General features: G+C 69.6%; 19 protein-coding genes. 7 read left to right on the top strand and 12 right to left on the bottom strand.

Annotation, left to right across the window (positions count from 1 at the left end):
- Nucleotides 1–422: 422 nt before the first annotated feature.
- The 4 genes from PUT80_RS19980 to ccrA all read right to left on the bottom strand — a co-directional run bounded on the left by PUT80_RS19980 (nt 423) and on the right by ccrA (nt 4,800).
- Nucleotides 423–1,538, bottom strand: a complete 1,116-nt coding sequence (locus tag PUT80_RS19980; RefSeq protein ID WP_275293088.1) for an adenylate/guanylate cyclase domain-containing protein — start codon at nt 1,536–1,538, stop codon at nt 423–425.
- A gap of 4 nt (nt 1,539–1,542) precedes the next feature.
- The gene (locus tag PUT80_RS19975; protein ID WP_275293087.1) at nt 1,543–1,992 is read right to left on the bottom strand and encodes a universal stress protein; all 450 of its coding nucleotides are present in this window, start codon (nt 1,990–1,992) and stop codon (nt 1,543–1,545) included.
- 57 nt (nt 1,993–2,049) lie between these two features.
- On the bottom strand, nt 2,050–3,357 hold the full coding sequence (locus PUT80_RS19970) for a chromosome segregation protein (protein ID WP_275293086.1): 1,308 nt from the start codon (nt 3,355–3,357) through the stop codon (nt 2,050–2,052).
- A 102-nt stretch (nt 3,358–3,459) separates the two neighbouring features.
- Nucleotides 3,460–4,800: a crotonyl-CoA carboxylase/reductase gene (gene ccrA / locus PUT80_RS19965; RefSeq protein ID WP_037811912.1), complete on the bottom strand. Its 1,341-nt coding sequence runs from the start codon at nt 4,798–4,800 to the stop codon at nt 3,460–3,462.
- 199 nt (nt 4,801–4,999) lie between these two features.
- Between ccrA and PUT80_RS19960 the strand changes: the two genes are divergently transcribed.
- Together PUT80_RS19960 and PUT80_RS19955 are read left to right on the top strand one after the other, a co-directional pair.
- Nucleotides 5,000–5,368: an SPW repeat protein gene (locus tag PUT80_RS19960; protein ID WP_051173160.1), complete on the top strand. Its 369-nt coding sequence runs from the start codon at nt 5,000–5,002 to the stop codon at nt 5,366–5,368.
- A 33-nt stretch (nt 5,369–5,401) separates the two neighbouring features.
- Nucleotides 5,402–5,995 carry a TetR/AcrR family transcriptional regulator gene (locus tag PUT80_RS19955; protein ID WP_037811911.1) on the top strand — a complete coding sequence of 198 codons (594 nt, stop codon included), beginning with the start codon at nt 5,402–5,404 and terminating at the stop codon, nt 5,993–5,995.
- A gap of 575 nt (nt 5,996–6,570) precedes the next feature.
- On the opposite strand, the gene mce is transcribed toward PUT80_RS19955, so the two are convergent.
- On the bottom strand, nt 6,571–7,032 hold the full coding sequence (gene mce, locus PUT80_RS19950) for a methylmalonyl-CoA epimerase (RefSeq protein ID WP_037811910.1): 462 nt from the start codon (nt 7,030–7,032) through the stop codon (nt 6,571–6,573).
- A 140-nt stretch (nt 7,033–7,172) separates the two neighbouring features.
- Here mce and PUT80_RS19945 point away from each other — a divergent pair, with 140 nt between their 5' ends.
- On the top strand, nt 7,173–8,360 hold the full coding sequence (locus PUT80_RS19945; RefSeq protein ID WP_037812139.1) for an acetyl-CoA C-acetyltransferase: 1,188 nt from the start codon (nt 7,173–7,175) through the stop codon (nt 8,358–8,360).
- 1 nt (nt 8,361) lies between these two features.
- Nucleotides 8,362–9,324, top strand: a complete 963-nt coding sequence (gene meaB, locus PUT80_RS19940; protein ID WP_275293085.1) for a methylmalonyl Co-A mutase-associated GTPase MeaB — start codon at nt 8,362–8,364, stop codon at nt 9,322–9,324.
- Here meaB and PUT80_RS19935 read toward each other — a convergent pair.
- Nucleotides 9,321–10,295, bottom strand: coding sequence for a hypothetical protein (locus tag PUT80_RS19935; RefSeq protein WP_275293084.1), 975 nt, complete (start codon nt 10,293–10,295; stop codon nt 9,321–9,323). The two genes, meaB and PUT80_RS19935, sit on opposite strands and share 4 nt — an antisense overlap.
- Before the next feature lie 117 nt (nt 10,296–10,412).
- Between PUT80_RS19935 and PUT80_RS19930 the strand changes: the two genes are divergently transcribed.
- The 3 genes from PUT80_RS19930 to PUT80_RS19920 all read left to right on the top strand — a co-directional run bounded on the left by PUT80_RS19930 (nt 10,413) and on the right by PUT80_RS19920 (nt 12,701).
- A complete protein-coding gene (locus PUT80_RS19930; protein WP_043839211.1) occupies nt 10,413–11,150 on the top strand; it encodes a peptidylprolyl isomerase in 738 nt (245 codons plus the stop codon).
- A 355-nt stretch (nt 11,151–11,505) separates the two neighbouring features.
- Nucleotides 11,506–11,964, top strand: a complete 459-nt coding sequence (locus tag PUT80_RS19925) for a carboxymuconolactone decarboxylase family protein (RefSeq protein WP_275293083.1) — start codon at nt 11,506–11,508, stop codon at nt 11,962–11,964.
- Nucleotides 11,961–12,701, top strand: coding sequence for an isocitrate lyase/phosphoenolpyruvate mutase family protein (locus PUT80_RS19920; RefSeq protein WP_037811906.1), 741 nt, complete (start codon nt 11,961–11,963; stop codon nt 12,699–12,701). Before PUT80_RS19925 ends, PUT80_RS19920 begins: the two co-directional genes overlap by 4 nt.
- 58 nt (nt 12,702–12,759) lie before the next feature.
- Here the strand turns inward: PUT80_RS19920 and PUT80_RS19915 are convergent, their stop codons facing one another.
- The 6 genes from PUT80_RS19915 to PUT80_RS19890 form a co-directional block, all read right to left on the bottom strand.
- Nucleotides 12,760–14,391: a cation acetate symporter gene (locus PUT80_RS19915; protein ID WP_037811905.1), complete on the bottom strand. Its 1,632-nt coding sequence runs from the start codon at nt 14,389–14,391 to the stop codon at nt 12,760–12,762.
- Entirely contained in the window at nt 14,388–14,738 is a 351-nt protein-coding gene (locus PUT80_RS19910; RefSeq protein WP_037811903.1) for a DUF485 domain-containing protein, read from the bottom strand. The genes PUT80_RS19915 and PUT80_RS19910 overlap by 4 nt, the downstream gene beginning before the upstream one ends.
- Nucleotides 14,739–14,810: 72 nt before the next feature.
- Nucleotides 14,811–16,523 carry a cation acetate symporter gene (locus PUT80_RS19905; RefSeq protein ID WP_275293082.1) on the bottom strand — a complete coding sequence of 571 codons (1,713 nt, stop codon included), beginning with the start codon at nt 16,521–16,523 and terminating at the stop codon, nt 14,811–14,813.
- 155 nt (nt 16,524–16,678) lie between these two features.
- Complete coding sequence (locus PUT80_RS19900) at nt 16,679–17,029, bottom strand: membrane protein (RefSeq protein WP_043839204.1); 351 nt, start codon at nt 17,027–17,029, stop codon at nt 16,679–16,681.
- Between the two features lie 235 nt (nt 17,030–17,264).
- Nucleotides 17,265–18,020 carry a LytTR family DNA-binding domain-containing protein gene (locus PUT80_RS19895; protein ID WP_043839202.1) on the bottom strand — a complete coding sequence of 252 codons (756 nt, stop codon included), beginning with the start codon at nt 18,018–18,020 and terminating at the stop codon, nt 17,265–17,267.
- On the bottom strand, nt 18,017–19,066 hold the full coding sequence (locus PUT80_RS19890) for a histidine kinase (protein WP_275293081.1): 1,050 nt from the start codon (nt 19,064–19,066) through the stop codon (nt 18,017–18,019). Before PUT80_RS19890 ends, PUT80_RS19895 begins: the two co-directional genes overlap by 4 nt.
- Nucleotides 19,067–19,121 lie beyond the last annotated feature (55 nt).

The raw sequence follows: 19,121 nt of genomic DNA, 5'->3' as shown, positions 1-19,121 counted from the left end.
GTAGGCGGGGCGGTTGCGTGGGGCACCCCGAAGGTTGATTGTGCTGACGGTTCGGGGGTGCTTGTCAAGGCGGGAAAGATGCCTTGACAAGCACCCCCGAACCGCAGGGCGGCTTCGTATCGGGGTTGGGGGAGGGCTGGATGCCTCGATAGCTGGGTGCACCGGTGCGGCTGGGGCCCTCGATGCGTTGAGTGGGCTGGCTGCGGTTTGGGTGGGGGTTAGCGCACCAATGTGGCATTGGGTGCATCTCACGCACCGAACGCCACATTGGGTGCATCTGACGCACCCAATGCCGCATTGGGGGCGGCACCCCAGCGGCGGCGCGGCGGTGGTCCGTGAAGGGCCCCTCACGACCGAGTGGCGGGTCGTGAGGGGAACCCTGAGGGAATCAGAGTCAATGAGGGTGGCCCTCACGTACGGGGTCAGCGGCGTCGGCGGCGTTTGCGGGGAGCAGCGGGGGTGGGGAAGTTGTCTGGCTCCGGGGGTTCGGGCGTTGGCTGGTCGCCTAGGCCTAGCATTTCCGCGGCCAGTTGCTGGGACGACGCGAAGCGGCCGGTGGGTTTGTCTTTCGCTCGCCGTAGGGCAGACGGGCGTAGGCGGTTGTAACCGCGTACTGCGATGGGGCGGCGGGTGCGTAGATCGAACTGTGGCAAGGGTTCCAGTTCCCCGGCCAGTTCTCGGTCGACCAGTACGGTTCCTGGCCTTGCGGCTGACGTGAGTCGCGCGGCCAGGTTCACTACGGAGCCGTAGACGTCGCCGAAGCGGGACAGGACTCGGCCCGAGGCCATTCCGGCTCGGACTGCGGGGAGGCCGCCGTCTTCGCCGGTGCGTTCGGCTAGCGTCAGGGCGATTTCCGCGCCGTCGGCGGGGGTGTCGGTGACGAACAGGACTTCGTCGCCGATCATTTTCACGACTCGGCCGTGGTGTTCCGCGATGACTTCGGTGGCAAGGGATTCGAAGCCGTCCAGGACCTGGGTCAGCTCTTCCTCGTCGGCTTCTCTCGTGAAGCGTGTGTAGCCGACCATGTCGACGAAGCCGACTACCAGGGCACGCGTTTCCAGGTCCTCGTCGGGGCTCGCGAAGGCGCGGCCGGCGAACGCGGCCAGGTGGCGGCGCCAGACGTAATTCTGCACTTGCTCCAGTTCGGGGAGCAGGCGTTCCACCAGGCGGGTGACCTGCCGGTCGCTGCGGGCCAGTTCCGGGTTTTCGGTGATCAGCGACCACAGCATGTGGACCTGCCACTCGGCCAGCCGGGACAGATGCTGGCCGAGGGCACGGGTCACCGCGACTTCCATGCCGGGCGCGACCAGGCCGGAACTCACCAGGCCGTCGGCGATGCGCATGGCTTCGACGTCGGCGTCGGTGAACACCACCTCGTCGTCTTCGACGGTGGCGAAACCCAGCGCCCGCCACAGCCGCCGCGAGCGTTCTTCGGGTACTCCGGCCCGTTTCGCTACTTCGAGCCGGGTGTAGCGGCGAGGGCCGCCCAGCAGGGCGCGTTCCAGCCGCTGCTGCAGGTCCCGGGAAGGATCGGCCACGGCCTCAGGTGGTGTGCACGATCAGCACGTCGACGCCCGACTTCCGGGCCACCTCCGACGGCACCGAGCCCAGGATCCGCCCGGTCAGGGTGTTGAGGCCGCGGTTGCCGACCACCAGAAGGTCCGCCTCGCGGTCCTTCACGACCTTGCGCAGCATGTCGACCGGCTGCCCCTCCAGCGCGAACGTTTCGATGTTCGCGGCGCCGGCCTTCGCCGCGCGGTCCCGTGCGGACTGCAGCGTGTCCTCAGCGGGCGCGGACCCGACTACCTGATAGGCCTCGTCGCCCAGTTCGTCCTGCGCGCGTTCCACGTCTTGGCGGCTGGCCGGGTGGTACGCGCAGACGACGACCAGCGTCGCTCCCGCGTCGGCAGCCACCCCGGCGGCCTTGTCCACCGCGGCGAAGGACGAGTCGGACCCGTCCGTGCCCACCACCACAGTCCGATAGACAGCCATCCACAACCTCCCGGCGAATCGGTCAGCGGGGCGGCGCGGCCCCTTCGCGGGGGAAGGCTACTCGCCAGTCGGTTTTCCCGCCGGGCGCGGTTGCGGCTGCGGCTTGGGCACGTCGGACGTGCGCAGCCGGACGGTCTGCTCGACGTCGCCGCTCGCCGCGGGCTTCCCGCTGTTCGCCGGGGCGTTCTTGCCGCCCTGACCAGCGGATTTCTGCCCGGCCGGAGTGCTGGGCTTGCTGTTCTGCGCACCCGCGTTGCCGCTCGGCTGGGCACTGCTCGCCTTCGCGCCGCCGGCCGGGGATCCGTTCGCGGACTTCGGCCCGGAGCCGTTGGCAGTCTCGGCGGCGGCCTTGATGTCCGCGGGCACCTCGCCGTCCATCTCGCCGAGCACGTGCTGCGCCTCGGCCAGCACGGTGCGCGCCGACCGGACCTGCTCGGCCAGGCTCGCCCGGACCGCGCGCAGGGCCTCGACCCGCTCGTTGGCCTGGGTGATCCGGCGGTTGGACTCGTCGGTGGCGGTGCGGACGCGGCGGCGGGCCTCGTCGGCCGCTTCCGCGAGCCGCGCGTTGGCCTCGGTGATCGAGTCCTGGCGGCGCTTGTTCGCGTCGGCGACCGATTCGCGCTGGCGGCGGTCGATGTCGGCCTTGGCGGCCGTCTCCTCCTCCAGCACCTTCGCCCGGATCGCGGCCGCGTCCTCGGCGGCCTCGCGGACCCGGCGCTCGGCTTCCGCCTTGCTGGCCGCCTCCTGCTCGGCCAGCACGCGCATCGCCTCGGCGCGCCGGGTCGCCATCGCGATCTCGAAGTCTTCCTCGACCTGCGTGCGGCGGGCCTCGGACTCCGCGTCGAGCTTCTTGCGCTCGGCCTCGGCCTCGTCGGTGATCCGCTTGGCCTCGGCGCGCGCGTCCTCGAGCACCTTGCGGTGCTCGGCTTCCATTTCCTTGCGGCGCAGGTCGAGTTCGGTGAGCAACTGCTCGTACCGGGCGCGCATGGCGCTGGCGTCGGTCTCCGCCTTGGCCCGGATGTGGCCTGCCTCGGCCTCGGCGCGGGCACGCGTGTCCGCGGCCTCGTCCTGCGCCAGCCGCAGCATCCGCTGGAGGCGTTCGGACAGGCCCTCGACGCTCGTCGGCGGCTGCGCGAGCCGGTCGACCTGACCGCGCAGGTCGGCGATCTCGCCGCGCGCGACCTCAAGCTGCCGGGCCAGGTCGCCGGCTTGGGCGATGGCGGCGTCGCGGTCGGCGGTGAGCATCTTCAGGTCGCCGTCGAGCCGTTCCAGGTGCTCGTCGACCTGGGCCCGGCTGTACCCCCGCTTCGCTACGTCGAAGCCGGCTCCCAGCGGCACGAGTTCGCGTTCATCGCCAAGACTCATGACACCACCGTAGTCGCTCCGCGGTCACGGACGGGTGAGCACCCACGGGGTCCGGCCGCTCGTGCGGCGAGCGGCCGGACCGAAGAGGCAGGTGGTCTGCCCTCACGCGCCGCGGAAGGCGTTGATGCCGTCGAGGTGCTTCGCGCGCAGCTCCTCGTCGCGCACGCCGAGTCCTTCTTCCGGAGCGAGCGCGAGCACGCCGACCTTGCCCTGGTGCGCGTTGCGGTGCACGTCAAGGGCGGCCTGACCGGTTTCTTCGAGCGAGTAGGTCTTCGACAGCGTCGGGTGGATGAGGCCCTTCGCGATCAGCCGGTTGGCTTCCCACGATTCGCGGTAGTTCGCGAAGTGCGAGCCGATGATCCGCTTCAGGTTCATCCACAGGTACCGGTTGTCGTACTGGTGCATGTAGCCCGACGTGGACGCGCAGGTGACGATGGTGCCGCCCTTGCGCGCGGCGTAGACGGACGCGCCGAAGGTCTCGCGGCCCGGGTGCTCGAACACGATGTCCGGGTCCTCGCCGCCGGTGAGCTCGCGGATTTTCGCGCCGAACCGCTGCCATTCCTTCGGGTCCTGCTCGTTCTCGTTCTTCCAGAACTGGTAGCCCTCGGCGGTGCGGTCGATGATCAGCTCCGCGCCCAGCTTCCGGCAGATCTCGGCCTTTTCCGGGCTGGACACGACGCACACCGGGATCGCGCCGCCGTTGAGCGCGTACTGCGTCGCGTACGAACCGAGGCCGCCGGACGCGCCCCAGATCAGCACGACGTCGCCCTGCTTCATGTCCGCGCCGTTGCGCGACACCAGCTGCCGGTACGCGGTCGAGTTCACCAGCCCGGGGGAGGCGGACTCCTCCCAGGTCAGGTGCGCCGGCTTCGGCATCAGCTGGTTCGCCTTGACCAGCGCGACCTCGGCGAGCCCGCCGAAGTTCGTCTCGAAGCCCCAGATCCGCTGCTCGGTGTCGAGCATCGTGTCGTTGTGCCCGTCCGGGCCTTCCAGCTCGACGTTCAGGCAGTGCGCGACGACCTCGTCGCCGGGCTTCCAGTTGTGCACGCCCGCGCCGGTGCGCAGCACGACGCCGGACAGGTCCGAGCCGACGACGTGGTACGGCAGGTCGTGCCGCTTGGCCAGCGGCGAGAGCTTCCCGTACTTGCGCAGGAACTTGAACGTCGGGATCGGCTCGAAGATCGACGTCCAGACGGTGTTGTAGTTGATCGCGCTGGCCATCACCGCGACCAGCGCCTCGCCGGGGCCGAGCTCGGGCGTCGGGACCTCGTCCACGTGCAGCGAGCGGCGCGGGTCCTTGTCGCGGCTTTCGAGGCCTTCGAACATGTCGACCTCGTCGGCGTGCACGGTGACGCCCCGGTAGCTCTCGGGCACGGGCAGCTCGGCGATCGCGTCGAGGCGGCCGTCGAGGATCGCCTGCTGGATCTCGTCGAGGTGCGTCATCGGGAACCTCCAGGGGTCGGTCGCGGCGCGACTGGACGAAATTACTCGTCGGTAACCGGGGGCCTCACTGTACGAGACAGACACCCCGTACACGAGTCGAAGTGTGACGCACGAATCTTGACCGGCTGGCCAGTCAAGGAGCATAGTCGGCAGTGGGAAATCTCCCTGAACGGCTCTTTTCCGGCGGAGGTGAGCACGAATGAGTGAAGTCTCGACGCGCGCCTGGACGCGGCCCTATGACTGGGCCGAGGTCGTGATTGGTGTTGTCGCCGCTCTTTCACCCCTTTGGCTGAGCACGAACACCACGATGGTGTGGACGATGGTGGTCCTCGGTGCGCTGATCGCGATCGACGGCTTGGTGTCGCTCGCGTCGCCGAGCATGGTTTACGGCGAGGGCGTGCAGATCGTCCTCGGCGCGTTGCTGTTCATCGCGCCGTGGGTGATGGGGTATACGCAATTCAACGGGGCGTCGTGGACGTCCTGGGTCGGCGGTGCGCTGACGATCATCGCCGGCGCGGCCGCGATGCCGGAGGCCAACGCCGCCCACCGGATGGCGGGCCAGCACTGATCGGGGCAATGAAGCTCCGGCTAGGAAGGTGACATGACCGACGACTCGGCGAAAGAACGGATCCTGTGCGCGGCGGAGGAACTGTTCGCCGAGTCCGGCTTCGAAGCGACCCCGACGTCCCGCATCGCGGAGCGCGCCGGGGTCCCGAAGGGCCTGGTCCACTATTACTTCCGCCGCAAGTCCGACCTGCTGGCCGCTTTGGTCGACCGGCTGCCGGACGAACGCATCGAACCCGCCGCGGTCGTCGTTCCGGGCGACCTGGCGGGTTCGCTGCGCAGGCTGGTCGGCGAACTCGACCGCCGGTTCACCGGTTCGCTGGGGCTGTCGCACCTGCTGTGGCGCGAGGCCGACACCCATCACGTGGTCCGCGACGCGCTGTCCGAACGATTCCAGCAACTGGTCCGCCTGATGCGGTCGGTGATCGTGGCCGCCACCGGCGGACGGCTCCCCGGAGCGGACATCGACAACGCGTCCGGCCTGCTGGCCCGCGCGATCACCCACCGGCACGCAACGGCCCGCCACACCGGCGACGACCGCCCGGCAGAGTTCGACGGCGAGCTGACGTTCGTGGCGAACGCGCTGTCCGCCCGGGCGGCCAAGGGCAAGCCGCCCGCTTCGGCGGTGTGAGGGCGCTCGTGAGTGTTTGTGCCGGGGAGAACCGGCATCGACGCTCACGACCTGGCCGCCACCGACTTCTTCCGGCCGCGACTTGCCCGGCTCGCTTCGCCCTGGCCCGCGGTGGTCCTGTCACCGACAGCGCGCTCCGGCTGAGCCCCAATGCCGCATTGGGGTTTTCTCAGTGGCGCGGCGGGCGGCGTTGGTACGGCGAGACGCAGCGTCGACGGGGCCGCGTTGCTTCTCCGCTCCGGTTGACGTCCGTGAGGGGCACCCTGAGGGAATCAGATTCCGTCAGGGTTCCCCTCACGACCTCCGCACTAGCCCGACCGCGCTCCTTGACCGAGGGCAGCGTCACGCGCCGCGCTCGCGGATGGCTGCGTCCCGCTGGCGGCGGGTGGGTGCGCGGGGGCGAGGAGGAGCCGCCTGGCGCGCCTAGCCAGCCGACGCCTGCAGCACCTGACCAGCATCGCTGCCACGAACCCACCGCGTACCGCGCTACTGAGAAACCTCATTGGGTGCGCTCAACGCACCGAACGCCACATTGGGTGCGTCGCATGCACCCAATGCCGCATTGGGGGCGCGGTTCAGTGCGAGGCGGCGGGCTCCACCAGCTCGACCAAAACCCCGCCAGCGTCCTTCGGGTGCACGAAGTTGACCCGGCTGTTCGACGTCCCGCGCTTGGCCGCGTCGTACAGCAACCGCAGGCCCTGCGCGCGCAGTGCCTCCGCCGCAGCGTCCACATCGGACACTCGCAGTGCGAGCTGCTGCAGGCCCGGCCCGTTGCGGCCGATGAACTTGGCGATCGTCGAATCGTCGCGGGACGGGGCGAGCAGCTGGATCATCGTCTCGGTGCCCGCGGTACCCGGGGCGCGCAGCATCGCCTCGCGCACGCCCTGCTCGTCGTTCACCTCCTCGTGCGCGACCTCCAGGCCGAAGTGGTCGCGGTGGAAGGCGATGGCCGCGTCGAGGTCGGGCACGGCGATGCCGACGTGGTCGATCGCGGTCACGAACGGCTTGAGCACGGATGCGCTGGGCTCGGTGTCCATACCGGGGAGGATAAGCCCCGGCGGGCCTCGCGGAACCCCGCGTGCGCCCCCTCACACTGGCTCCATCAAGACGCGCCGGGAACCCCGCGCAGGCCGTATCGTGGGAACACTGCCAGTGCACCGATGCTTTGGAGGACGTCGTGTCCGGTTCCGTGATCCTGGGCGCTGCCCGTACCCCGATCGGGCGGCTGCTCGGCTCGTTGAAGGACTTCTCGGGAGCCCAGCTGGGCGGGATCGCGATCAAGGCCGCGCTCGAACGCGCCGGCGTCTCCCCGGACCAGGTCCAGTACACGATCATGGGCCAGGTGCTCACCGCGGGCGCGGGCCAGATCCCGGCACGCCAGGCGGCGGTCGCCGCGGGCATTCCGATGGACGTCCCGGCGCTGACCATCAACAAGGTCTGCCTGTCCGGCCTCGACGCGATCGCGCTCGCCGACCAGCTGATCCGTGCGGGCGAGTTCGACCTCGTCGTCGCGGGCGGCCAGGAGTCGATGACGCAGGCGCCGCACCTGCTGCCGAAGTCGCGCGCCGGGTTCAAGTACGGCGACACCACGCTGGTCGACCACATGGCCTACGACGGCCTGTTCTGCGCGTTCGACCAGGTCGCGATGGGTGTTTCGACGGAGAAGCACAACGGCCGCTACAGCGTCACCCGCGAGCAGCAGGACGCGTTCTCCGCGCGTTCGCACCAGCGCGCCGCGGCGGCGATCGAGGCCGGGTTCTTCCGCGAGGAGATCGCGCCGGTGTCGATTCCGCAGCGCAAGGGCGACCCGGTCGTGTTCTCCACCGACGAGGGCGTGCGCGCCGACACCACCGGCGAGAGCCTCGCGAAGCTGCGTCCGGCGTTCGCCTCGGACGGCACCATCACCGCGGGTTCGGCGTCGCAGATTTCCGACGGCGCGGCCGCGGTGATCGTGGCCAGCCCGGAGAAGGCGGCCGAACTGGGCATCACGCCGCTGGCCGAGATCGGCGCGCACGGCGTCGTCGCCGGTCCGGACGCGAGCCTGCACGAGCAGCCGTCGAACGCGATCCGCGCCGCGCTGAAGAAGGCGAAGCTGGACGTCGGCGACCTGGACCTGGTGGAGATCAACGAGGCGTTCGCCGCGGTCGGCCTGGTGTCGAGCGAGAAGCTCGGGCTGGACGAGTCGAAGGTGAACGTCAACGGCGGCGCGATCGCGCTCGGCCACCCGATCGGCGCTTCCGGTGCGCGGCTGGCCGTGCACCTGGTGCACGAGCTGCGCCGCCGCGGCGGCGGTCTCGGCGCGGCCGCGCTCTGCGGTGGCGGCGGACAGGGCGACGCGCTGCTGATCCGCGTCCCGTCGGCGTAAGTTGGCCGGCCCGGACCTCGATGAGCTGGTCGGCCGCGCGCGGGAAGGACAACCGCGCGCGGTCGCCCGGCTCATTTCTCTTGTCGAGGACTCTTCGCCGCGAGTGGCGGACATCGCCCGTGCTCTGACGCCTTACACCGGGCGCGCTCGCGTCGTCGGCCTCACCGGCCCGCCTGGGGTCGGCAAGTCGACGTCGACGTCCGCGCTGCTCACCGCGTTGCGCGGCGACGGTTTACGCGTCGGCGTGCTGGCGATCGACCCGTCGTCGCCGTTCTCCGGCGGCGCGTTGCTCGGCGACCGGATCCGGATGACCGAGCACGCCACCGATCCCGGCGTGTTCATCCGCTCGATGGCGACCCGGGGCCACCTCGGCGGCCTTTCGTGGGCGACCCCGCAGGCGGTGCGGGTGCTCGACGCCGCCGGGTTCGACGTGGTGCTGATCGAGACTGTCGGGGTTGGACAGTCCGAAGTGGACGTTGTGAAACTGGCCGACACCACGGTCGTCTTGCTGGCCCCGGGAATGGGCGACGGCATCCAGGCGGCGAAAGCCGGGGTGCTGGAGATCGCGGACGTGTTCGTGGTCAACAAGGCCGACCGCGACGGCGCCGACGCGACGGTGCACGACCTCAAGCAGATGATCAGCCTCGCGCGGCGCGAACTGCGCGGACCGAGCTGGCGGCAGCCGATCGTCCGCACGGTGGCGGCGAAGGGCGAGGGCGTCGACGAGGTGGTGTCGGCGTTGCGGACGCACCATGAATGGCTTGTGGCGCACGGGGAATTGGACCGCCGCCGCGCCGCCCGCGCCCGGGAGGAGGTCGCCGCGATCGCGTTGCGGAGGTTGCACGCGGAACTGGCAGACCTCCGGGACGGCGACCGGCTGGGCGACCTGGCGGCACGAGTGGTGGCCCGGGAACTGGACCCGTTCGCGGCGGCGGACCGGTTGATCGCGGAGCTGAAGGGCTAGCTCGCGGTTTGCGCGGCCTCGTACAACGGCTTCGTCACCTTGCCGCTGAACTGCGGTCCCACCAAATACCGCGTGCAGCCCGCATCTCGCTCGCACGGTTTCCCGTCCGCGGCAAAGAATCCCGCGTGCGTGTTGTCCCCGACGACCGTTCCCAGTCCCGTCGACGGGTTGAAGTCGCGTAACCGGGGCCCACCGCTCGAGCCGCCGCCCATGACGCACGCCGCGCCCCACAGATCGGGAGAGTCCGGATAGGTGGGCGTACCGGTCCACTGCCGTGCGGTGCCAGTGCAATATGCCAACCTCGCCCCGGTGTACTCCGGAAGCCCTTCGCGTGCCGGATCGGACGCCGCCCGCGGGTAGCCGAACTGCGTCACCTTCGCGCCGCCCGGCCGGTCGAACCCGATCTGCTGCGCACCGCCGACCGCGTCCTGCACCAGCTGTCCCGCTTCGTTCGGCCCGAGGACTGCGAACGCCTGATCGTAGGTGTCGAATTTCTGCGCGTTCTGCTGATCATTCGCCAGCCAAGTGCGGTCGACGACGCCGAGCCGGGCGGCGAACTTGCCGTACGGCGCCTGGCCGTCGTGGTAGCCGGGGACGAACATGACGTGCGCGTTCCAGGCGTTGTGCTCACCGAGGAGATCGGTGTCGTTGACACAGTGCCCGGCCGTGACGATCGTGCTGCGATTCTTGCTCCGGACGACGGTCGCCGTGCAGCTCGCGTCCTCGCCGTGGTCGGTGTAGAAGAGCCGGCCGACTGTCTTCGGGAGCGGGTCGGGCCAGGGGGCTCCGTCGGGGCCGCTTTTCGGCGGGTTCTGCGACGACGGCTGGGTCAGCGCGGCCAGTCGTTGAGGGGTCCAGTAGGCGAGCACTGCCTGCTGTTCGGCGCCGGAGGAGGCGAGCGGTTGCCGCACGGGACCGGCGGGGACTGCCAGCAGCCCGGCGACCAGTCCGGCGATGAGGGGAGTGATCATGAAACCGCACGGTAGGAGGCGAGTGTCAGGAACCGGTCAGGATGCGACTTTCGCCGGAAGCGCAGGCGGTTTCCCGTCCCTATACTGCGATCCTCCGTGCACTGGGAGGGAACCGGAATGAAGAGACTGCTCGTATCCGTGCTGACCGCGTTGTCGCTGGTCGCCGTCGCTGCACCGGCTTCGGCGGCGTCGGCGCCGCCGAAGGTCACCTCGGGGCCGTGCCAGTACACCTCGACTCCGGACGATCCCGCGGTGCGCCCGGTTTCCCTGCCGCGCGACCCGAAGCACACGCCGGACCACGGCAGTGTCGACGTCGCCGTGTTCTCCAACCAGGGCCTGCTCCCGCTGCGGCTCGACCGCGCGCAGGCGCCGTGCACCGTGCAGAGCTTCCTGCACCTGGCCGCCCACGGCTTCTACAACCAGACGACCTGCCACCGGCTCACCGCGTACCCGACGCTGAAGGTCCTGCAGTGCGGCGACCCGTCCGGCACCGGCGAGGGCGGCCCGGGCTACAAGTTCCGCGACGAACTCCCGACGACGCTCCCGCCCGCCCCGTCCGACCCGACCGGCAAGCGCCGCACGTACGCGCGCGGCCTGCTGGCCATGGCGAACGCCGGCCCGGACACGAACGGATCGCAGTTCTTCGTGGTGTACGGGGATTCCAGCCTGCTGCCGAACTACACGGTCTTCGGCACGGTCGGCTCGGCCGGCCTGCGCACCCTGGACCGCGTCGCGGCGGGCGGCATCCAGCCGGACGCGGACACCCCGCCGGGGAAGACGCCGGTGGACGGGAAACCGGTGCGGAAGACGGACCTGGAGCTGGTTCTGCCGTTGTGCCTGTTCTGCGGCCGCTGACGCCGGGCCTGGCCGTCGCGGCGATCGCCCGGCGGCCGCAACCCTGCGGCTGAACGCTCGACGCGGACCGCTGCCCGGCATTGCCCGCGGGCGATGCCGTAGACCGGGTCCATGCCGTCGAATACCGCTGGCTGGACGCTCTCTGTGCGGTGAAATCGTTCGCCTACCGGCTTCTTGCGGCCAGGTTCTGGCCGTTCGGCGAGCCCGTCTCGAGCGGCTGCGTCGTCACGAATCCGCTCGGGTCGCCTAATCCGTGGGCGACGCCTGCAACGCGCGACCGCGACCCTGACTGGCCCACGCCACCCATGCTGAACTGGACCACCCAGCTAGGCCAATCCCCATTAGCGTGGGCGGCATGACGAAGCGAATCGCGCTCGCCACCGGCGAGTTGTATCGAGCGATGTCCCAGCTGCAAGGCGAGGTGAAGAAGGCCAGCGCGAACGCGGGGCTCGACGTGAAGCTCATCGAGCTCGTCAAGATGCGCGCGTCGCAGATCAACGGATGCGCCTACTGCCTCGACATGCACGCGGCGGAGGCGGTCGCGGCTGGGGAATCGCCGCGGCGGCTTTACGTACTCGAGGGGTGGCGCGAGACCGAGCTGTTCACCGAGCAGGAACGCGCCGCGCTCGCGTACACCGAGGCGATGACCCGGATCTCGGACCACAAGGACGTTCCCGAAGACGTCTACGCCGAGGCGGTCCGCGTCTTCACCAAGGACCAGCATCGCGCGCTCGCGTGGTGTGTCGTCGCCATCAACACCTGGAACCGGCTCATGGTCGCGAGCCACGCTGAGCTGCCGGAGCGTGCGGAGTGAGTGCTGAGGAGTTGCGGGCGCTGCATGTGCCCGGGAAGCCGTTGATTCTGCCGAACGCTTGGGACGCGGATACCGCGCAGGCGGTGCAAGCGGCCGGATTTCCCATCGTGGCAACGAGTTCCGCGGCGGTCGCGGCGGCGCTCGGGCAGGCGGACCACGAAGGCGCGTCGGCGGACGAGATGCTCGCGGCGGCCAAGCGGATCGTGGACGCGGTGTCCGTGCCGGTGACGGTGGACGCCGAGGCCGGTTATGACCTGAGCCCGGCGGATCTCGCGGCCCGGTTGAAGGAAATCGGTGCGGTCGGCTGCAATATCGAGGACACCGACCACGGCAAGGGCGCGTTGCGACCGGCGGCCGAGCAAGCGGGGCGGATTGCCGAGTTGCGCCGGGCGGCTGGCGACGGGCTGGTGGTCAACGCACGAGTGGATTCGTTCCTCGGTGCACCGGACGAGCAGGCGGTGCTCGACGACGCCGTGGCTCGCGGGCGCGCGTATCTCGAAGCGGGGGCTGACTGTGTGTACCCGATTCTCGTGCGTTCGCCGGAAGTGCTGGCCGAATTCGTCCGTCAGGTGGGCGGTCCGGTCAACGCTTCGGCTCTTCCCGGCGGTCCGGGGCTGGCCGGGCTTGCCGAACTGGGGGTAGCCCGGATTTCGCTGGGGGCCGGGTTGTGGCGGTATCTCCGCCGGGTGCTGGAAGGCACGCTCGACGGGATCGCGCAGGGGAAGCTGCCGTATTGAAAAAACCGCTGGGCGCCGCGGCGAAAGCGGCACCCAGCGGTTTCAGCGGGTCGAAAACTCAGTGCTGCACGGCCTTTTCCGCGCCGGCACCGGTCAGTGCCCGTACTTCCATTTCGGCGAACTTCGCCTTGTCGTTTTCCTTCGACAGAATCGTGCCGAGCCAGCCGAGGACGAACGCGATCGGGATCGAGATCAGGCCCGGGTTGTCGAGCGGGAACCAGTGGAAGTCCACGCCCTGCAGCATCGACGCGCTCTTGCCGGTCTTCGGGTCGACCGGCTTCCCGGAAACGGCGGGCGAGAACACGATGAGCACGATCGTCACGATCAGCCCGCCGTAAATGCTCCACAGCGCGCCCTGGGTGTTGAACCGTTTCCAGAACAGCGAGTACAGAATCGTCGGCAGGTTCGCCGAAGCCGCCACCGCGAACGCCAGCGCCACCAGGAACGCGACGTTCTGCCCGTTCGCCAGAATGCCGCCGAGAATCGCGACGATGCCGATCACCACGGCGGTGATCCGCGCGACGCGAACCTCCGAACCGGTGTTCGCCTTGCCCTTCTTCAGCACGTTCGCGTAGACGTCGTGCGCGAACGAGGCGGACGCGGTGATCGTCAATCCCGCGACCACGGCGAGGATCGTGGCGAACGCGATCGCCGAGATCAGCCCGAGCAGGATCGGGCCGCCGAGGTTCAGCGCCAGCAACGGAGCCGCGGAGTTGACGCCGCCCGGGGCCTTCTTGATCGCGTCCGGTCCGACCAGCGCGCCCGCGCCGTAGCCGAGCACCAGGGTGAACAGGTAGAACACGCCGATCAGCACGATCGCCCACACCACCGAACGACGCGCCTCGCGCGCGGTCGGCACCGTGTAGAAGCGCATCAGCACGTGCGGGAGGCCCGCGGTGCCCAGCACCAGAGCGATGCCGAGGGAGAAGAAGTCCAGCTTCGTCGTGCCGTTCTTGCCGTACTGCTTGCCCGGCCCGAGCAGCGCTTCGCCGGCCTCGCCCGCCTTGTCGACCGCGCCCTGCAGCAGCGAGGAGAAGTTGAAGCCGTACTTGCCGAGCACCCACAGCGTCATCGCCAGCGCGCCGACGATCAGCAGCGCCGCCTTGATGATCTGCACCCAGGTGGTGCCCTTCATGCCGCCGATCAGGACGTAGGCGATCATGATCACGCCGACCACCGCGATCACCAGCGCCTGCGCGGCCTTGCCGTCGATGCCCAGCAGCAGCGCGACCAGTCCGCCCGCGCCCGCCATCTGCGCCAGCAGGTAGAAGAACGACACCACGAGCGTCGAAATCGCCGCCGCCGCGCGCACCGGACGCTGTTTCATCCGGAACGCCAGCACGTCGCCCATGGTGAACTTGCCGGTGTTGCGCAGCAGTTCCGCCACCAGCAGCAGCGCGACCAGCCACGCCACCAGGAAGCCGATCGAGTACAGGAACCCGTCGTAGCCGTACACCGCGATAGCGCCGGCGATGCCGAGGAACGACGCCGCCGACAGGTAGTCGCCGGAGATCGCGATGCCGTTCTGCGGGCCGGTGAACGCACGGCCTGCCGCGTAGTAGTCCGACGCGGTCTTCGTGTTGCGGCTCGCGCGGAACACGATCACCAGGGTGATGACCACGAACAGCGCGAAGATCGTGATGTTGAGCGTCGGGTTGCTGCCCTCGACGCTCGCCGCGAGAGTCTTCACGCCTCCTCCTTCGCCGGGTTCTCGATGTCGTCCTTGATCCGCTCGGCGAGCGGGTCGAGGTTCTTGTTGGCGTAGCGCACGTACAGCCACGTGATGAGGAACGTGGACACGAACTGCAGGAGCCCGAAGAGGAGGCCGACGGTGAAGTTGCCCGTGATCTTCGTGCTCATGAAGCCGTGCGCGTAGTCGGCGAGCAGGACGTAGAGCAGGTACCAGGCGAGGAACAGTCCGGCCATCGGGAACACGAACCGGCGGAGCCTGCCGCGGAGTTGGCGGAACTCGGCGCTGTCGTGCACCTGCTCCCAGGTCGAGTCCGGCGGGGCGCCGGACGGGTCGCCTGCGCTCATGGGATCTCCCTTGTGCGACGCTGCGGATGTGGTCCGCGACACAGTAGGGAGGACTCCGGGCCAGGGAAACCGTCAGCGGCTCAAACGCCTCGCCGCACGACGAACGGTTGACGAACGGTCACCGGGCGCGGACGAAGGGCGCTCGTCGAGGTGCAGCCGCAGCATCGCGGCCCCGGCCCAGGACGGTGGGCGCCCGCGCAGTGACACCGTGATCATCACGCCGAACGCGAGCGGTACCGACCAGGGTGCCGGTTGCGAGACCAAGATCGCCACCCAACCTTCCATCGAGGGTCCGGCCAGCGCGAACAGGATCGACCCCGACGAGGCCGCCAGACCCGTCAGCACTCCGGCGATCGCGCCCGCGGCGGTGAGCCGCTGCCACCAGATGCCGAGCACGAGCAGCGGGCAGAACGTCGACGCGGCGACGGTGAACCCCCACGTCACCAGCACCCCGGCGTCGAGCCGCGCGGACGGCAGCGCGAGCAGCACCATCGCGATCGCGGCGAACACGACCGTCACGCGAAGACGGCGCAGACCGCCGGGCATCAGGTCGTAGGCGAGCGCGCCGGACATCACCAGCAGCAATCCCAGCGACGTCGCCAGAAACGCCGCGAACGCGCCCGCGGTGAGCAACGCGGTGAACAACTGCCCGGCCCAGCTGTGGTCGACCTGCGACGGGAGCGCGACGACCACGGTGTCGGTGTTGCCGGACAGATACAGCTGCGGCACGAGAACCCGGCCGAGGACGCCGTAAATGCCGGGGAAAAGGTAGAAAACTCCTAGCAGCGCCACGGTAATCGCAGCGGTGCGGCGTGCCGCGCGGCCGTCCGGACTGGTGTGGAAACGCATCAGGACGTGGGGGAGGCCCATCGTGCCGAGGACGGTCGCGATGAGGACCGCCCAGGTGCCGAGCAGCGGGTAACCCTTGTCGATTTCCAGCAGCGGACGCTGCCAGTCCGGCCCGCCGAGCGCGACTTCTCCGCTGACGCCGGGGACCTGTGCACCGGCGGCGAAGGTGAGCTGTTCTCCCTTGCGCACCACCAGTTGTCCAGGCGGCAACGTACCGCGGTCCTCGATCGCGGTGGGTTCGCGGAAGGTGAGAGTGACGTCGTGGTCGAACTGCACTGGGGTGGCGTGCGAGAAGCGGGTGAACTCGACCGGCGTGAGGCTCGCGTCACGGGTTTCGGCACCGACCTGGAGCACCAGCCACAGCGCGGGAACGAGGAACAGCAGGAGTTTCAGGAAGAACTGGAACGCCTGGACGTACGTCGCCGCGCGCATCCCGCCGAGCGCGAGCGTGACGCTGACCGCGGTGCCCGCGATGACGACGCCGACCCAGTACGGAGTCCCGCCGACCGCGGTGAGCACCAACCCGGCGGTACGGAATTGCGGGACTACGTAGATGGTTCCGATCACCAGCACGACCACCGCGGCCAGCCGGCGCAGCGCGGGAGAGGCGAGGCGCGCTTCGGCGAAGTCGGGGACGGTGAGTGCGCCGGATCTGCGCATGGGCGCGGCGACGAGGACCAGCATCGCCACGTATCCCGCGGTGAAGCCGACCGGGTACCAGAGCGCGCCGACGCCGTCCTTCACCATCAGCCCGGCGACGCCGAGGAATGAGGCTGCGGAGAGGTATTCGCCGGAGACCGCGGCGGAGTTGACGAAGGGCGAGATCCGCCGGGACGCCACCAGGAAGTCGGAGGTGGTGCGCATGGCGGCGACCCCGCGCACGCCGATGAGCAGCGTGACGAGGACGACCGGGGCTACCGCGAGCGCGATGTCCATCTATCCGCTCCCGCCCGCCCCGGCTGCGGCCCCAATGTGGCATTGGGTGCGTGAGATGCACCGAATGCCGCATTGGGTGCGTGAGATGCACCGAATGCCGCATTGGGTGCGTGAGATGCACCGAATGCCGCATTGGGGTGCTGCGGGCAGTCGGCTCACTGATCGTCCTCGATCTTCTCCGCGCGGCGCAGCTGCCACCACGAAAGCCCGGCCAGCACCGGGTACGGCAGGACCGCGATCAGCAGCCAGGACAGCGGAATCCCCCACAGCCGCACGCTGTCGAGCGACGGGGCGAGCGAGAACAGCACCGGCAAACCCAGCACCAGCACGAACATCCCCACCAGCGCGGGGATCCCGCGGCGCCGCTGGATCCGGTAGAGGACGGCCGCGCGTTCCGCTTCCGGCGCGCGCAGACGGGGCATCCGCCAGCGGCCGCGTTCGAGCCGCCGCGACCGGGCGAGCCTCGTCTGCGGACTGGTGACGGCGACCCGTTTGGTGCGGCTCATCGGACGGCCCGCGCAATCCTCGTGCGCGGCGTTGCCGGTTCTAACCGGCCTAGCCGCTCACGAGACGCGGGGTGGTGGGTGGCTGGCGGGTGCGGGTTGGGTGCCGTGAGTGGCGGTCCCGGTTCTAACCGGCTTTGCCGCTCACAAGGTGCCGAGTGCAGCCGGGTTGTCGTGCGCGGCCTTGCCGGTTCTAACCGGCCTAGCCGCTCACGAGCCCCCAAGCACCAGCGCCCCTTCACCGAGCACTCCCGAGTTGTCCGCGCTGCGCAGCCTCCAGCAACCGGTCCCGGAGATCCCGCGCATGCCGTCGGCTCACCGGGACATCGCCAGCCTCCGTGTGCGCCAGCAACCCGCCCGTCGTGTCGCTGCGCAGTTCCAGCACCGCACTCACCGCGAGCAGGAATCCGCGGTGTACCCGGGTAAATCCGGTGCCTTCCCAATATTCTTCGAGCCGCGAGATCGGCATCCGCACCGGATGGACGCCGCCGCGGGTGTGCAGGCGGACGTAGTCGCCGTTGGCTTCGGCGAACAGCACATCGTCGCGGCGGACGTACCGGGTGCGGCCGCCGGAATCGACCGGCAGTGCGGCCATCGCGTCCGGCGAGGACTGGCGACGGCCGCTCGGCACCAAGCGCGTCACCTTCGCCAGCGCGGCGGAAAGCCGTTCCGTGCGCACCGGTTTCAGGAGATAGTCGACCGCGCCGATGCCGTATGCGGTGACCGCGTGCCCGTCGTGCGCGGTGACGAACACGATCACCGGCGGTTCGGACAGTTTCGCCAGCAGCGACGCGAGCTCCAGCCCGTCCAAGCCGGGCATGGAAATGTCGAGGAAGACCGCGTCGAAATGGTCTGCCTGCAACAGTTTCAGCGCCTTCAACGCATCGCTCGCGCCGACGACCTCGCCGACCTCCGGCGCCTCGCGCAGCATCCGGCACAGTTCGTCCAACGCCGGCGCGAGATCGTCGACCGCCAGCACCCGCAGCCCGCTCACGGCAGCACCCCCGGCTGGAATCGCGGCACGCGCAGCACAACCCGGGTGCCTTCGCCGACCGCGGTTTCCACGGTCAGCCCGTACCAGGCCCCGTACACCGTGCGCAATCGTCTGTCCACATTGGCCAGTCCGAGCCCGGTGCCGTCGCCGCTGCCCGCGAGGATGGCCGCGGCGCGCTCGGGCTCCATGCCGACCCCGTCGTCCTCGACGCTGATCACGCAGTCGTTCCCTTCCGCCTGTCCGTGCACCTGGACGAGCCCGGTGCCCGACCGCGGCTCGATGCCGTGCCGGATCGCGTTCTCCACGAGGGGTTCGAGTACCAGGTACGGCACCGCCACCGCAAGCACCTCCGGCGCGACCCGCACCTGCACCTTGAGCCGTTCGCCCAGCACCGCGCGCTGCAGCGCGAGATACGTCTCCACCGCGCGGAACTCCTCGGCGACGACGGTGTACTCGCCGTGCCGCGACAGGCTGTAGCGGGTGTAGTCGGCGAAATCGAGCATCAGATCGCGGGCGCGGTCCGGTTCCGATCGGACGAACGAGGCGATCACGGTGAGCGCGTTGTACACGAAATGCGGCGACATCTCCGCGCGCAATGCCCGGAGTTCGGCTTGCGCCGCCTGGTCCGCCGAAGCTTCGAGCCGACCCCGTTCCAAAGACTGCACGACCAAGTCCGTCGCCTGCCGCGTCACCGCGCCGGGTACATCGCCGACCAGCAGCAACGCGCCCGCCAGTTCGTCGTGGACGTGCAACGGGACCGCCGTGATGCCACGCGAGGTGATCGGCTCCTCCTGGTGCAGCACGTCGTCCAGGATTTGGGACACCGCGTCGTCAGCTCCGGGGCGGCCGGACCACATCAACGTGCCGGAGAGATCGGAGAGCCCTAGTCCGGCGACGTCGAAGAGCCGTCGCAGACCGTGTACGGCGCGCCGGGCGCGGACTCCGGAAAGGCCGTCTTTCAGGTCGTCGGCGACCTTCCGCGCCGCGCCGAGCACGCCGACGGCGTCCGGGCGGGAGCGCCACGGCAGCCGGGCACTCTCGGTCATCGACGAGCCTCCCCTCGGGTACCTCGGGAAAAATGTGCAGTCTAGCGAAGCTTGT

The sequence above is a fragment of the Amycolatopsis sp. La24 genome, from assembly GCF_029087445.1.
Taxonomy (GTDB): domain Bacteria; phylum Actinomycetota; class Actinomycetes; order Mycobacteriales; family Pseudonocardiaceae; genus Amycolatopsis; species Amycolatopsis nivea.
This window is presented reverse-complemented; position numbering and strand designations above follow the sequence as displayed.